This is a genomic window from Mesorhizobium sp. WSM4884 (assembly GCF_029625675.1).
GTDB lineage: Bacteria > Pseudomonadota > Alphaproteobacteria > Rhizobiales > Rhizobiaceae > Mesorhizobium.
Genome location: NZ_JARTVO010000027.1, coordinates 1 through 14634 on the forward strand (window position 1 = coordinate 1; position 14634 = coordinate 14634).

Genomic DNA, 14634 nt, shown 5'->3' on the forward strand with positions numbered 1-14634 from the left:
CGGCCGATGAAGCCATCCCCGCCGCGCTATTGATCTGTCTGGTGCCCTTGGCCGGGCAATGGCGGGCGCTGGATGGCGAGATCGGCAAGCTGGACAAGCAGATCCTGGCTCAGGTCAGGCAGCAGCGAGCCGCCTTGCGGCTGACGACGATCCCGAGCGTCGGCCCGATCATCGCGCATGCGACCCTCGCCGCCATCGGCGACGGCCGCCAGTTCGCTTCGGCCAGGGACTTCGCCGCCTGGCTGGGCCTGACCCGCAAGAGCCATGACACCGGCGGCAAGCACAGGCTGACCGGCCATATCAGCCGTGCCGGCGACAGGGACCTGCGAAGGCTGCTCATTCTTGGCGCCAGTTCCTGGCTGCGCCAGGTCAGGGTCAAGCCCGACAGGGGCTCGCCCTGGATCCGCGGCCTGCTGGCCAGGCGGCCGGTCAAGGTCGCTGTCGTGGCGCAGGCGGCCAAGACCGCCCGCATCATCTGGGCGATGCTGCAATCGGGACAACAATACAGGGCACCAGCTGCGGCTTAACCGCCATCGAGGCCCTTAACAGCGTAAGGAGCAAAAGGCAGCACGGCAAAATGGTCAGGACCTGGGTCGGGACACTCCGCCTTCGTCATCGCGACACCAAAGCGCGCTAGAATGATTGGAACCCGATCCGCGTAACCCCTACAGGTCAGCGGTCATCAAAATCGACCGCACTAAAGGCCGAATACATGACCGCTCCAGACCCACGCCGTCGTCGCCATTTTGCCTCTTGCCTAAAAGGGGCCGTCCATACATGACGAAAACGCGAAGGCTTCGATCAAATTCCGAACGCTTGCGAAAGCCGCACAATGCAAAAGGCGGCCGAAGCCGCCTTTCCAAACATGTCTGTTGAAGAACCTTACTCGGCCGACGCGGACTCGGCGGCCTTCTTCTCGGCGGCGTCCTGCGCGGCCTTCTCGACGGCCAGCGCCTCGGCGGCGGCGACCTTCTCGGCCTCGATGCGGGCGCGTTCGGCGTTCAGCGCGTCGCGCTCTTCATCGTTCAGCTTGCGGGCACGCACGCCGGTGTTTTCCGAAATACGGGCCGACTTGCCGCGACGATCACGCAGGTAATAGAGCTTGGCACGGCGCACCTTGCCGCGGCGCACGATCTCGACGCCCTCGACCATCGGCGAGTAGACGGGGAAAACGCGCTCGACGCCTTCGCCGTAGGAAATCTTGCGGACGGTGAAATTCTCCTGGAAGCCGGAGCCGGAGCGGGCGATGACGACGCCCTCATAGGCCTGGACGCGGGTGCGGCTGCCTTCGGTGACGCGCACCTGGACGCGCACGGTGTCGCCGGGCTGGAATTCGGGCAGCTTGCGCTTGGCTTCGATCTTGGCGGCCTGCTCGGCCTCGAGCTGACGGATGAGATCCATCTCAATATCCACTTCTTGTTCTTCCGACAGTCAGAGCGTCCTCGGCTCGCCTTGCAGTTCCAATGACCGCTCGGCTATGCCCTTTGCCACAGGCATTGGACAGGGACGGCTACACCGCCATTGTTGACGGGTCCAGAAGATCGTTCTTCCGGTTCGGGCGGCGACATACAGCTATTTCGGCGCTTTGTCACGCCTTTGGGGCGTATTTTTTGCGCTCATGGCACCATCTTATTGCCACCCTGCCGGGTTGCGCGAAGCTGGCGAGCTTTCTAAGTCGGAAAAAAGTGATTTTCCCGGGCCTCCCCTCAATGACGTTCTTCGATGCCGTCCTGCTCTTCCTCGCGGGTTTTGCCTCGGGCGCCGCCAACGCAGTCGCCGGCGGCGGCACTTTCCTCACCTTCGGCGCCATGACGCTGGTCGGCTTGCCGCCGATCGTCGCCAACGCCACCTCCTCGGTGACGCAGTTGCCGGGTTACATCACCTCGACGCTCGCCTATTGGACCGATATCCGGCATTTCTGGCGCGGCGCCCTGCTGCTTTGCCTTATCTCGGCTGGCGGTGCGCTGGCCGGTTCGCTCATCCTTCTGGCGCTCGACAATCCATCGTTCCGGGCCTTGGTGCCGTGGCTGCTCATCGCCGCCACCGCCCTGTTTGCCGCCGGGCCTTGGCTGAAGCCCGCGGCCGGGCCGGAGCATCAGGCCTCGGTCGGCTCGCTTGCCGGTTCGCTCGCTCAGTTCGCAACAGCGGTCTATGGCGGCTTCTTCGGCGCCGGCATGGGCGTGATGATGCTGGCCACCCTCGGCATCACCCAGGCGGGCGACTATCACCGCCTGAACGCGTTGAAGAACATGCTGTCCATCGTGATCGCGATCGTCGCCATCCTGGTTTTCGTTTCCGGAGGCGTCGTCGCCTGGCCGCAGGCGATCGTCATGATCCCGGGCGTAGCGCTTGGCGGCTATGCCGGGGTGTGGATCGCCAAGCGCGTGCCGCAAGGCGTCGTGCGTGGCTTCGTCATCGCCGTCGGCCTGCTTTTGGCTTTCTACTATTTCACCAAGAGTTGACCTGGCGCCAACAGATCCGGCCGCCGTTCCCTGGTCAGCTTCTCGGCCTCGGCGCGCCGCCACTTCGCGATCTTCTTGTGATTGCCGGAAATCAGCACGTCCGGGATCGGCCTGCCCTCGAATTCCTGCGGCCGTGTGTAGTGCGGATGCTCGAGCAGGCCGTTCTCGAAACTTTCCTCCTCGCCGGAGACGGCGTTGCCCATGACGCCGGGCAAGAGCCGAACCACGGCGTCGAGCAGCACCAGCGCCGCCGGCTCGCCGCCCGACAGGATGAAATCGCCGATCGAGACTTCTTCCAGGTTGCGCGCTTCGATGAGCCGCTGGTCGACGCCCTCGAAGCGGCCGCAAAGGATGACGGCGCCCGGCCCGGCGGCCAGTTCCCGCACCCGGGACTGCGTGAGTGGCCTGCCACGCGGGCTCATCAAAAGACGCGGGCGCGGATCGCCCGGCGGCGAGGCGTGATCGATGGCCTTGGCCAGCACGTCGGCGCGCATCACCATGCCGGCGCCGCCGCCGGCCGGCGTGTCGTCGACGGTGCGGTGCCTGTCGGTGGCGAAGTCGCGGATCTGTATCGCCTCCAGCGACCAGGTGCCAGTTTCCAGCGCCCGGCCGGCGAGCGACAGGCCGAGCGCGCCCGGAAACATTTCGGGATAGAGCGTCAGCACCGAGGCGGCAAAGCTCACCGGTTGCCCCCGGCATCCTTCGGTCCGCGCGGCCTGCCCTTCGGATCGAAGCCGGAACCGCCGGGCGCCTCGCTCTCTTCGTCGTCGACCAGCCCGGCAGCCAGAGGGTCGATCTCGACAAAACCGTCGGCGATCGACACATGCGGCACCGCGGCCTGGGTGAACGGGATCAGGACGCCCTTGCGGCCGGCGAGCGTGACGTCGAGTATGTCGCCTCCGCCGAAATTATGCACGGCGACGATCCTGCCGATAACGCCGGTGTCGTCCCTGACCTCCAGGCCGATGAGGTCGGCGTGGTAGAACTCGTCCTCCTCGCCGTCATCCGGCAGCATCGAACGGTCGACGAAGAGCTCGGTGCCGGCGAGCGCCTCGGCGGCGTTGCGGTCGTTGACCCCCTTGAGGCGCACCACCACGACCGTGCCGGCCGGCCTGATATCGAGGATCTGGAAGGCGCGGCCGTCCTTGGCGTAGAGCGGCCCGTAGTCGGCCAGCGCCAGCGGATCGCCGGTGAAGGTCTTGACCCGCAATTCGCCCTTGATGCCGTGCGCGGCACCGATCACAGCCATCTGTACGGGGTTCTGGAGCTTGGACATCGGCGGATCCTTTGCCTTGCTCTAGAGCAATTCCAGGAAAAGTGTGTAGCGGTTTTCCGTTCGGAATTGCGAAAAAACAATAGCTGGAGCAGTTCGGCGATTTTACCAATCGCTGAACTGCTCTAACGCCCTCAAGTCGCCATTTCAATGATCGCCTCTTCACCGCTTCCTAACCTGCCGGGTGGAAAATGCCGCCATGCAGGAATTCCTCATCCCGGCAAAACCCGACCTTCAGGCGGCGCGCGAAACCTGGCTGAAGACCTTGGCGCGCGAGCGCCGGCTGTCGCCGGAGACGGTCGAAGCCTATGAGCGCGACACGCGCCAGTTCCTGCATTTTTTGACAGCACATTGCGGCGGTCCGCCCGGCATCGCCGACATCGCAGACCTGCGGCCTGCCGATCTGCGCGGCTTCCTCGCCGCGCGCCGCAATGACGGCGCCGGCGCCCGCACGCTCGGCCGCGGCCTGGCGGGCATCCGTTCGCTGCTGCGCTTTCTCGAAAAGCGCGGTCTCGCCAACGCGGCAGGTGCGGCAGCGCTGCGCGCGCCGCGCCAGCCGAAATCGCTGCCCAAGCCGCTGACCGCGAGCGATGCGAAACAGGTCGTGGCCGTGGAAGGCCAATTGGCGGAAGAGCCATGGATCGCCGCCCGCAACGCCGCCGTGCTGACGCTGCTCTATGGTTCCGGCCTGCGCATCTCGGAAGCGCTCGGCCTGACCGGCGCCGATCTCGCGTCGGACACCGACACCGTGCTGCGCATCACCGGCAAGGGCGGCAAGACAAGGCTGGTGCCGGTGCTGCCGGTGGCGTCACGTGCGGTCGCCGAATACCGGCGGCTCTGTCCCTTCCATATCGATCCGAAGGAGCTGCTGTTCCGCGGCGCCCGCGGCGGACCGCTCAACCCGGCGATCCTGCAGCGCGAGATGGCGAAGCTGCGCTCGGCGCTGAACCTGCCGGACACCGCCACGCCGCATGCCTTGCGCCATTCCTTCGCCACACATCTGCTTGGCCGCGGCGGCGACCTGCGCACCATCCAGGAACTGCTCGGCCATGCCAGCCTGTCGACCACGCAGGTCTATACCGGCGTCGACACTGCAAGGCTGCTGGATATCTACGAATCCGCTCATCCAAGGGCATGAACCCAGACTTCGTCATACCAGGGCGAAGCAGGAGCGGAGCTCCGTCGCGGAGATCTTGGTATCCATGCCATGACCTCGACGCTTCGCAACCGTGTAGGATTCTGCATCGTCGCATTCCGCGGCTCACGTCTCGGAATGGATCCTCGGGTCTGCGCGGCGTCGCTTCGCTCCTTACCCCGCCCGTGGATGACGACCCGGATGGGCGTTTCCGCTTGCCACCAGGGGGCATTCCATCCGACAGCTCACCACACCGGGAACAATTTCATTCCGCCGATTAACGGTTTTGCCGCTTTTGGCGGTTAAGAAGCTCCTCATGAAACGCGTCATCGCCATCGCCGACCGCGCGACTCTCGTCTCGTTGAAGCTGCTTGCAGCACTCAACGTGCTGTTTTTCCTGTCATTCCTCGCCGTCCTGCTGCTGGCCGGCAGGGCGCATGCCGAAGCTCCCGCCTGCGCCGGCACCGATCTGCTGGCAAGTCTTGCAAAGAGCGACCCCGCCGCCTTCAAGAAGGTCGAGGCCGAGGCGGCCGCCGTTCCGAACGGCAAGAGCCTGTTGTGGAAACTGGAGAAACCGGGCGAAAAGCCGTCCTATCTCTTCGGCACCATGCATATGACCGACGTGCGCGTCACCACGCTGCCGGCCGCCGCGCGGAAGGCCTATGACGGCGCCGGCACCATCATCATCGAAACCACCGACGCCCTCGACAAGGCCAAGATGATGGCCGCCATGGCCGCCGAGCCAGGCCTGATGATGTTCACCGACAACACGACGCTGTCCTCGCTGCTGTCGCCGGAAGACGCCGCGGTGCTGAACAAGGGGCTCGACGCACGCGGCATCCCGCCCCTGACCGTCGCCAAGATGAAGCCGTGGATCCTGTCGGCCATGGTGGCATTGCCGGCTTGCGAGGTGGCGCGCCAGGCTGCCGGCGCGCCGGTGCTGGACGTCAAGCTGGCCTCCGACGCCAAGGCGGCGGGAAAGAACGTCGAGGGACTGGAGACCGCCGCCGATCAATTGCGCGCCATGGCCTCGCTGCCGCTTTCGTACCACATGAAGGGGCTGGTCGAGACGCTGAAGCTCGGCGACAAGGTAAACGACGTCAACGAGACGATGATCGTGCTCTACCAGCGCGGCGAGGTCGGCATGTTCTGGCCCCTGTTCCGCGCCGTGCTGCCCGATGCCGGGAACGACCAGGCCGGCTATGCCGCTTTCGAGCAGACCATGATCACCAGCCGCAACAAGGTGATGGTCGACCACGCCATGCCGATTCTGGCCAAGGGCAATGCCTTCATGGCGGTCGGCGCGCTGCATCTGCCCGGTGCTGACGGACTGGTCGAAGATTTCCGCAAGGCGGGGTATATTGTTACCGCCGTCAACTGAGTCGTCTGGCGGCTGGCGGACTGAAAACGCCGGTTTTTCAGCGCTTTCCGCCCGCCCGCGTGAAACCCAATTCAGGGTTGCGCGTTGATGGCTGTTGATTGAAGCCTTTCTTTCCAAGGAGGACACGTTTCATGGCGAACCCTAATGACCCCTTCACCCCTCCGAGCACCCCTCCCTCGTCGGGTGGCGGCGGCAGCGGGTGGCTGATCGCCCTTGTTGTCATTATCCTGGCCATCGTTGCGTATTATGTTTTTGGCAGAAGCGGCGGCGAAAAGGCCCCCGCGCCCGCCGAGCCGCCGGCCGCCACCACGCCGGCCCCGGCCCCTGAACCGGCGCCCGCAACACCTGCTCCGGCGCCCGCGCCGGCCCCGACTCCCGCGCCAGCTCCGGCACCTGCGCCTGCTCCCGCACCAGCTCCAGCACCTGCGCCGGCTCAATAATAAGCTACAGCTCAACGACAAACGGCCCGCCAAAAGCGGGCCGTTTTGGTTGGTGGCAGCCTTGCCTTCGTTGAGCCTTCGGTACTGGCGCGTGGCGCGCAGTTAAAGCGCGTCGCGATCTTTCAGATTCGCTCCATGCGCTTTAGGTTTTTGATTTTACGCATGTCTTTATCCCGAAACCGGTTCCCACTTTCGGGAGACATGCTTTAAATATGAATGGGCTTGAAGAATGTCGCCAGCGCCGCTTCCTTCACCGCTTCCGACATGGTCGGGTGCGCATGGCAGGTGCGGGCGAGGTCCTCCGAGGAGCCGCCGAATTCCATCAGCACAGCCGCCTCGTGGATCATCTCGCCGGCACCGAAGCCGACGACATGGACACCGAGCACGCGGTCGCTTGCCTTGTCGGCCAGGATCTTCACGAAGCCGTCGGTGTGCAGCATGGCGCGCGCGCGGCCATTGGCGCTGAACGGGAATTTGCCGACCTTGTAGTCGATACCGGCCTTCTTCAGCTCTTCCTCGGTCTTGCCGACTGAAGCGATCTCGGGGCTGGTGTAGACGACGCTCGGGATGACGTCATAGTTCACATGGCCGGCCTGGCCGGCGATCATCTCGGCCACCGCCACGCCCTCGTCCTCGGCCTTATGCGCCAGCATCGGTCCGGCGATGACGTCGCCGATGGCATAGATGCCGGGCACGCTGGTCCTGAGATGCCCGTCGGTCTTGACCCGGCCACGCTCGTCCGTCTCGACGCCCGCTTCGTTCAGTCCCAGGCTGTCGGCATAGGGGCGACGTCCGGTCGCGACCAGCACCACATCGGCCTCGATGGTTTCCGCCGCGCCGCCCTTGACCGGCTCGAAGGTCACGCTGGCGCCCTTCTTGGACTTGGCGACGCCGGTGACCTTGGCCCCTAACTTGAACTCGAAACCCTGCTTGGACAGCAGCCGCTGGAACTGTTTCGAGACTTCGCCGTCCATGCCGCCGAGGATGGTGTCGAGGAACTCGACGACCGTTACCTTGGCGCCGAGCCTGGCCCACACCGAGCCGAGCTCCAGCCCGATGACGCCACCGCCGACCACCACGAGGCTGGCGGGCACCTTGGCCAGCGACAGCGCGCCGGTGGAGGACACGACCACCTTCTCGTCGAAGTCGACCTTGACGCCCGGAATGCCGGCGACGTCGGAGCCGGTGGCAATCACGATGTTCTTGGTCTCGATCTCCTCGACCTTGCCGTCGTCGCCCGTCACCGACACCTTGCCGGCGCCGATCACCTTGCCGGTGCCGCGGAAACTGTCGATCTTGTTCTTCTTGAACAGGAAGGCGACGCCGCTGACGTTCGAGGCCACGGTCGCATCCTTATGCGCCAGCATCTTCTTGAGGTTGAGCTTCGGCGCGCCGACCTCGACGCCCAGCGTATCGAAGGCATGGCCGGCCTCGGCGAACATCTCGGAGGCGTGAAGCAGCGCCTTCGACGGGATGCAGCCGATGTTGAGGCAGGTGCCGCCGAAGGTGGCGTTCTTCTCGATCACCGCCGTCTTCAGGCCGAGCTGCGCCGCCTTGATGGCGCAGACATAGCCGCCCGGCCCCGATCCGATGATTACGACGTCATAAGCCATGATGGTGTCCTTCTGGTCTGGCCTTCAGCGGCCGCCGCTCACATTGAGGATCGCGCCCGTTATATAGGAGGCCGCGTCCGACAGAAGATAGAGAACCGCGCTCGCGACCTCATCGGCCGTGCCGGCGCGCTTCATCGGCAGCATGTCCTGCATCCGCGCCACGCGATCGGGCTGTCCGCCCGAGGCATGGATCTCGGTCTCGGTGATGCCGGGGCTGACCGCGTTGACGCGAATGCCTTCGAGCGCGACTTCACGCGCGAGCCCGATCGTCAGCGTGTCGATCGCGCCCTTGGAGGCGGCGTAGTCGACATATTCGCCGGGCGAGCCCAACCTGGCTGCGGCGGACGAGATATTGACGATGGCGCCGCCCCGACCGCCGTAGCGGGTCGACATGCGTTTCACCGCCTCGCGCGCGCAGACGAAGGAGCCGACGACGTTGATGCGCATCATGCGCTCGACACGCTCGGCGCTCATCTCGTCGACACGCGCCTTGGCGTCGACGATGCCGGCATTGTTGACGAAGGCGTCGAGCCGGCCGAAGGCGCGGTCCGCCGCCTCGAACATCGCCACGACATCGGCCTCGCTGCCGACATCGCCCTTGACCGCGAAGGCTTCGCCGCCGGCGGCTTGCAGCTCGGCGGCGAGCGCCTCGGCCGCAGCCTGGTTGGAGACATAGTTGACCGCAACGCGATAGCCGGCCTGGTTTGCCTGCCGGCAGATGGCGGCGCCGATGCCGCGGCTGCCGCCGGTGACCAGCAGCGTCTTCTTGTCGGTGCTCATTCCTGACAGCCTTTCAGCGCAAAGACGTCCCAAGGCACCTTGGAGAAGCCGGCGGGACCGTAAGCGGCCGACATTTCGAGCGACGGCCCGAGATCGGGAAAGATCAGGCTTTTCGGCGCGTCGGTGCCCTCGGCCGGCAGCAGCCCGAGGGTGCCCTTGTCATCGGCGCTGTAGATCACACCTTCCCAGACCGTGCAGGCGGCAAGCTCCTCGCCGGTGACGTCGCCAGTCGGGCATTTGTACATCAGCGAGCCGTGCGGGCGCGAGGCGGAGCCTTCGGTCCACATGGCGATGCCGTCGAGCACGACATTGTTGTCGAGGATCATGCGAAAGCTGTTGGTGATCGTCGCCGAGGTGCCGGCTGGGGTGAAGTCGATCTCGGCTCCGCTTTTCGCGTCGCCATAGACGGCGAGCTGGATCGGGCAGGCGGCTTGCGCCGCCACGGGGATCATCGCCACGCCGGTCGCTATCGACGCGGTCGAAAGACTTTCCGACAGGAAAGAGCAGATCGTCACCGCTATCCGCCTTGAACAGCTTGATCGAGGATGAAGACTGTCGAAAGAAAATAATCTATCTCGAATGCAACGTTGTCATTCCTATCGACCGGAACTGCGTTCACTTCATATTTGAGGGTCAGGACGCGAGAACTTTCCGCCAGCTCAATATAGACGTCGCGCCCATGACCGCCGCCGATTGCCCATTTGAATTCGCTCTTGTTCAGGAACTGCAATGCCTTGGGCAAGGTATGTATGGCTATGGGGCTCGTGCCTCCAAAAGTCACGGGATGCCGGCCAACGTCGACGTCGAGATGGCCGTACCAAGTCGCCATCATTCCACCCGGTTGCAATCTCCCGAAGACGGGTTCGACGCGAATCGATCTCAGACGAAAATCGGGGCTGAAGAAGAACTCGCAATTTCGACCATAGATGCACCAGACCGACTCGGGATCGTCGTGGCGATAGTGATCGTCCGCCCTCACATCCTCCGGGTCGATCAAGCCTCGAACCGTTTCACGACTGCTTTTGCCAAGTTCGAGAGGCCCCGCCCGGCCTGTCGTCACAAGCTCGAACAGATCGATTGGCTCGACCGTTTCAGCCACCGCGCCAAACCTCAGAGATCGAGCACCAGCCGCTCGGGGTCCTCGAGGCTTTCCTTGACACGCACAAGGAAGGTCACGGCTTCCTTGCCGTCGACGATGCGGTGGTCGTAGCTGAGCGCCAGATACATCATCGGCCTGATCACGATCTGGCCGCCGACCACCATCGGCCTCTCCTGGATCTTATGCATGCCGAGGATGCCGGACTGCGGCGCATTGAGGATCGGCGTCGACATCAGCGACCCGTAAACGCCGCCGTTGGAAATCGTGAACGTGCCGCCTTGCATGTCCGCGACCGACAGCTTGCCGTCGCGCGCGGCGAGACCCAGCCGGCCGATCTCCTTCTCGATTTCGGCGATCGACATCTGGTCGGCGTCGCGCACTACCGGCACCACCAGCCCCTTGTCCGTGCCGACGGCGACGCCGACATGGGCGAAGTTCTTGTAGATGATGTCGGTGCCGTCGATCTCGGCATTGACCGCCGGGATCTCCTTCAGCGCGTGTGTCACCGCCTTGGTGAAGAAGCCCATGAAGCCGAGCTTCACGCCGTGCTTCTTCTCGAACACGTCCTTGTGCTTCGCCCTCAGCGCCATCACCGCGCTCATGTCCACCTCGTTGAAGGTGGTGAGCATGGCGGCGGTCGACTGCGCCTCCTTGAGGCGGCGCGCGATCGTCTGCCTGAGCTTGGTCATGCGAACGCGCTCCTCGCGCACCGCATCGTCGGCCGTCGACGGCGCCCGGGCCGCGACGGGAGCAGGTGCCGCCTTCGGCGGCTCGGCCGGCTGCGAAGGCGCACCCTTGGCGATCGCGTCGAGCACGTCGCCCTTCAGCACCTGGCCGCGTTTGCCCGAACCCGGCAGGTGGTCGACAGCGAGATTGTGCTCGGCGATCAGCTTCGCCGCGGCCGGCGCCGGCGGCATGGTGCGCGGTTCGATCGGACCACCGCCGCCGGCAACCTTGGCGGTTTCGGCCGCGGCCTGCTTGGTCGTGGAGGCGGCGTCCGGGCTGGAGGCCTGCGCCACCGCGTGCGGCTTGGCGGCGGCGGGAGCAGCCGCTTCGCCACCGGCGGAAATGGAGCCGAGCAACGCGCCGACATTGACCGTCTCGCCTTCCTTGACGGTGATCTCGGAGAGCGTCCCGGCGCCCGCGGCAGGCACCTCCACCGTCACCTTGTCGGTTTCGAGCTCGACCAGCGGCTCATCGGCGGCGATCGCGTCGCCGACCTTCTTGAACCACTTGCCGACGGTCGCCTCGGTGACGGATTCGCCGAGAGTGGGGACGCGGATTTCGGTAGCCATTGTGCCTGTCCGTTCTCTTCTCTTCTTGAGGTCTGTTTCGTTCGGGTCTGCTTATTCGCCCAAGACCTGCCTATTCACCAAGCGCGTCGTCGAGCAAGGCAGCGAGCTGGCTGAGATGCTTCGACATCAGTCCGGTCGCCGGCGAGGCCGAGGCCGGCCGGCCGGTATAGCGCACCCGCTGATGCTTGGCGTCGATATGCGCCAGCACCCATTCGAGATAGGGGTCGATGAACGACCAGGCTCCCATGTTCTTGGGCTCTTCCTGGCACCACACCATCTCGGCGTTGCGGAAGCGCGACAGCTCGGTGATCAGCGCCTTGGCCGGGAACGGATAGAGCTGTTCGACGCGCAGCAGGTAGATGTCGTTGATGCCGCGCTTCTCGCGCTCCTCGTAGAGGTCGTAATAGACCTTGCCCGAGCACAGCACGACGCGGCGGATCTTGGAGTCCTTCACCAGCTTGATCGGCTGGTCGGCCAACAGCTGCGCGTCGTCCCACAACAGCCGGTGGAACGAGCTTTCGCCCGCCATCTCCGACAGCGTCGACACCGCCCGCTTGTGGCGCAGCAGCGACTTCGGCGTCATCAGGATCAGCGGCTTGCGGAAGTCGCGCTTCAATTGCCGGCGCAGGATGTGGAAATAGTTAGCCGGCGTCGTAACGTTGGCGACCTGCATGTTGTCCTCGGCGCAGAGCTGCAGGAAACGCTCGAGGCGCGCCGACGAATGCTCCGGCCCCTGGCCCTCGTAGCCGTGCGGCAGCAGGCAGACCAGGCCCGACATTCTCAGCCACTTCCGCTCGCCGGACGAGATGAACTGGTCGAACACCACCTGGGCGCCGTTGGCGAAATCGCCGAACTGCGCTTCCCAGAGCGTCAGCGCCTTCGGCTCGGCCAGGCTGTAGCCATATTCGAAGCCGAGCACCGCCTCTTCCGACAGCATCGAGTTGATGACCTCGTAGCCGGCCTGCGCCGCCGACAGGTTGTTGAGCGGGATGTAGCGGGTCTCGTCGCGCTGGTCGTAGAGCACGGAATGGCGCTGCGAGAAGGTGCCGCGCTCCGAATCCTGGCCGGAGAGGCGGATCGGGTTGCCGTCGAGCAGGATGGCGCCGAAGGCCAGCGCCTCGGCCGTCGACCAGTCGATGCCTTCGCCGGATTCGATCGCCTGGCGGCGGTTCTCGAGGAAGCGCAGGATCGTCTTGTGCGCCTCGAAATCCTTCGGCACCTCGGTCAGCTTCTTGCCGATTTCCTTGAGCGTGCGGACCGGCACCGCGGTCTTGCCTCGGCGCTGTTCGTCCTGGTTGTCGGCCGTGCGCAGGCCCGACCACGCGCCGTCCAGCCAGTCGGCCTTGTTCGGCTTGTAGGATTGGCCGACTTCAAATTCAGACTCGAGATGCGCGCGCCAGTCGGCCCGCATCTTGTCGACCTCGGCCTGGGTGATGTGGCCTTCGGCGATCAGCCGGTCGGCATAGACCTGCACCGTCGTCTTATGGCTGCGGATGTTGCGGTACATGATCGGCTGCGTGAAGGACGGCTCGTCGCCTTCGTTATGGCCGAAGCGGCGGTAGCAGAACATGTCCACCACCACCGGCTTGTGGAACTTCATGCGGAATTCGGTCGCCACCTTCGCGGCGTGCACCACCGCTTCCGGGTCGTCGCCGTTGACGTGGAAGATCGGCGCCTCGATCATCTTGGCCACATCCGACGGATAGGGCGACGAGCGCGAGAAGCGCGGATTGGTGGTGAAGCCGATCTGGTTGTTGATGATGAAATGCAGCGTGCCGGCGACGCGATGGCCGCGCAGGCCCGAGAGCCCGAACATCTCGGCGATGACGCCCTGGCCGGCAAAGGCGGCATCGCCATGCAGCAGCAGCGGCATCACCTTGGCGCGTTCCGACAGCGGCACGATCTCACCGCGCTCGCGGCCGGCGAGCTGGTCCTGCTTGGCGCGCGCCTTGCCCATCACGACGGGGTCGACGATTTCCAGATGCGAAGGATTGGCGGTCAGCGACAGGTGCACCTTGTTGCCGTCGAACTCGCGGTCCGACGAGGCGCCGAGATGGTACTTCACGTCGCCAGAGCCCTCGACGTCGTCGGGCGCGGCCGAGCCGCCCTTGAACTCGTGGAAGATGGCGCGGTGCGGCTTGGCCATGACCTGGGAAAGCACGTTGAGGCGGCCGCGATGCGCCATGCCGAGCACGACTTCCTTCAGGCCGAGCTGGCCGCCGCGCTTGATGATCTGCTCCAGCGCCGGGATCAGCGATTCGCCGCCGTCGAGGCCGAAGCGCTTGGTGCCTTTGTACTTGACGTCGATGTACTGCTCGAAGCCTTCGGCCTCGATCAGCTTCGACAGGATCGCCTTCTTGCCGGTGGCGGTGAAGGTGATCTCCTTGTCGGCGCCCTCGATGCGGGCCTGGATCCAGGCCTTCTCCTCGGGATCGGAGATGTGCATGAATTCGACGCCGAGCGTCGAGCAATAGGTGCGGGTGAGGATATCCAGCATCTGCCGGATGGTGCCGAACTCGAGGCCGAGCACGTTGTCGAGGAAGATTGGCCGGTCGTAGTCGGCTGTTGTGAAGCCGTAATTTTCCGGCGACAGCTCGTTATAGTCCTCAAGCGGATTGGCGATGCCCAGCGGATCGAGTTTGGCGTGCAGATGGCCGCGCATGCGGTAGGCGCGGATCATCATGATGGCACGCACGGAATCGCGCGTCGCCTGGTGCACGTCGGCGTCGGAAACGGCTGCGCCGTTGACGACCGCCTTTTCCTTCACCTTCTTTTCGATGTGCTTCTCGATAAGGCCCCAATTGCCGTCGAGCGCCGAGACCAGCTCGCCATTGGCCTGCAGCGGCCAGGAGGGCTTCGCCCAGGAGGCGCCGGTGGCGTTTTTGCGAACGTCGCCCGCGTCGTCCTTCAGCGCCGCGAAGAAATCCTGCCATTCCGGATCGACGGAGGCCGGATTGTCCTCATAGGCGGCGTAGAGCGCGTCGATGTAGTCGGCGTTGCCGCCATAGAGGAACGAGGTGAGCGAGAATTGGTCGTTGGCCTGATCTTGTCTTGCCATTTTCATCTGCGGAGCCTGGCTCCGTCTCCTTAGTTGGAGGGGAGTAGGGGAATAGGGGAGGAAGGGAGTAGGGCACGTGCTGCCGCCATCTTTCCCTA

At 64.8% G+C, this 14634-nt stretch carries 13 protein-coding genes; 4 read left to right on the plus strand and 9 right to left on the minus strand.

Annotated features, from left to right (window positions below; all coding sequences use genetic code 11):
* Window positions 1-527 (plus strand): IS110 family transposase (locus P9236_RS27690; RefSeq protein WP_278077799.1); only part of this gene is annotated, 527 nt, incomplete at its 5' end.
* Between the two features lie 355 nt (window positions 528-882).
* Here P9236_RS27690 and rplS read toward each other — a convergent pair.
* Window positions 883-1401 (minus strand): 50S ribosomal protein L19, encoded by a 519-nt coding sequence (gene rplS / locus P9236_RS27695; RefSeq protein WP_278077800.1) that lies wholly within the window; start codon window positions 1399-1401, stop codon window positions 883-885.
* Between the two features lie 308 nt (window positions 1402-1709).
* On the opposite strand from rplS, the gene P9236_RS27700 reads away from it, so the two are divergent.
* On the plus strand, window positions 1710-2462 hold the full coding sequence (locus P9236_RS27700; RefSeq protein ID WP_278077801.1) for a sulfite exporter TauE/SafE family protein: 753 nt from the start codon (window positions 1710-1712) through the stop codon (window positions 2460-2462).
* Here P9236_RS27700 and trmD read toward each other — a convergent pair.
* Together trmD and rimM are read right to left on the minus strand one after the other, a co-directional pair.
* On the minus strand, window positions 2444-3145 hold the full coding sequence (gene trmD, locus P9236_RS27705) for a tRNA (guanosine(37)-N1)-methyltransferase TrmD (protein WP_278077802.1): 702 nt from the start codon (window positions 3143-3145) through the stop codon (window positions 2444-2446). The genes P9236_RS27700 and trmD overlap by 19 nt on opposite strands.
* Complete coding sequence (rimM, locus tag P9236_RS27710) at window positions 3142-3738, minus strand: ribosome maturation factor RimM (protein ID WP_278077803.1); 597 nt, start codon at window positions 3736-3738, stop codon at window positions 3142-3144. Before rimM ends, trmD begins: the two co-directional genes overlap by 4 nt.
* 196 nt (window positions 3739-3934) lie before the next feature.
* Between rimM and P9236_RS27715 the strand changes: the two genes are divergently transcribed.
* Together P9236_RS27715 and P9236_RS27720 are read left to right on the plus strand one after the other, a co-directional pair.
* The gene (locus P9236_RS27715; RefSeq protein WP_278077804.1) at window positions 3935-4873 is read left to right on the plus strand and encodes a tyrosine recombinase XerC; all 939 of its coding nucleotides are present in this window, start codon (window positions 3935-3937) and stop codon (window positions 4871-4873) included.
* Between the two features lie 313 nt (window positions 4874-5186).
* A complete protein-coding gene (locus tag P9236_RS27720) occupies window positions 5187-6251 on the plus strand; it encodes a TraB/GumN family protein (protein WP_278077805.1) in 1065 nt (354 codons plus the stop codon).
* Window positions 6252-6897: 646 nt separating this feature from the next.
* On the opposite strand, the gene lpdA is transcribed toward P9236_RS27720, so the two are convergent.
* The 6 genes from lpdA to P9236_RS27750 form a co-directional block, all read right to left on the minus strand.
* Window positions 6898-8304, minus strand: coding sequence for a dihydrolipoyl dehydrogenase (gene lpdA, locus P9236_RS27725; protein WP_278077806.1), 1407 nt, complete (start codon window positions 8302-8304; stop codon window positions 6898-6900).
* A gap of 24 nt (window positions 8305-8328) precedes the next feature.
* A complete protein-coding gene (locus P9236_RS27730) occupies window positions 8329-9084 on the minus strand; it encodes a glucose 1-dehydrogenase (RefSeq protein WP_278077807.1) in 756 nt (251 codons plus the stop codon).
* On the minus strand, window positions 9081-9536 hold the full coding sequence (locus P9236_RS27735; protein WP_278077869.1) for a hypothetical protein: 456 nt from the start codon (window positions 9534-9536) through the stop codon (window positions 9081-9083). The genes P9236_RS27730 and P9236_RS27735 overlap by 4 nt, the downstream gene beginning before the upstream one ends.
* A 65-nt stretch (window positions 9537-9601) precedes the next feature.
* Complete coding sequence (locus P9236_RS27740) at window positions 9602-10183, minus strand: hypothetical protein (protein ID WP_278077808.1); 582 nt, start codon at window positions 10181-10183, stop codon at window positions 9602-9604.
* A gap of 11 nt (window positions 10184-10194) precedes the next feature.
* Entirely contained in the window at window positions 10195-11478 is a 1284-nt protein-coding gene (gene odhB / locus P9236_RS27745) for a 2-oxoglutarate dehydrogenase complex dihydrolipoyllysine-residue succinyltransferase (RefSeq protein ID WP_278077809.1), read from the minus strand.
* Window positions 11479-11548: 70 nt separating this feature from the next.
* On the minus strand, window positions 11549-14536 hold the full coding sequence (locus tag P9236_RS27750; protein ID WP_278077810.1) for a 2-oxoglutarate dehydrogenase E1 component: 2988 nt from the start codon (window positions 14534-14536) through the stop codon (window positions 11549-11551).
* Between the last annotated feature and the right edge of the window lie 98 nt (window positions 14537-14634).